Origin of the sequence: Vibrio sp. 10N.222.55.C6, assembly GCF_041473395.1 — a bacterium.
Classification (GTDB): domain Bacteria; phylum Pseudomonadota; class Gammaproteobacteria; order Enterobacterales; family Vibrionaceae; genus Vibrio; species Vibrio crassostreae_C.
This window is the reverse complement of record NZ_JBFRSD010000932.1, coordinates 1-310: the sequence shown is the minus strand read 5'-3', so window position 1 is coordinate 310 and position 310 is coordinate 1. Positions and strand designations below refer to the sequence as shown.

The window sequence follows — 310 nt, the reverse complement described above, 5'->3', positions numbered from 1 at the left end:
GATCAGCTACGATACTAATCCGTTGGGTTTCTTTTAATACAGGTTCGTTTTAAAAGTATGAGAATGAATCATAGGTACAAAGAGCAACTAACAACGCAGTTGGCTTAATTAAGAAAAATAAAAGTGAAAGCAAAACGCCCAATTCAATTGAGTTGGGCGTTTTTATGTTTGAATTGATCTAGCTTTTCGAAAAGAAGATCTCGGGCTTGTGGACAGGGCCATAGTTGCCTTCTAACTGAGTGAGCTCCAAACCTTGCTTTCCGATCAGAGTACCGACCAATTGGCGGTTAAACGGGTAGCTGTCGGGGTT

1 pseudogene is annotated in these 310 nt (G+C 41.0%); it reads right to left on the bottom strand.

The window, feature by feature from the left end:
- Positions 1-178: 178 nt before the first annotated feature.
- Positions 179-310 (bottom strand): annotated as a pseudogene (locus AB4486_RS26915) (DNA mismatch repair protein MutT); the annotation flags it as partial.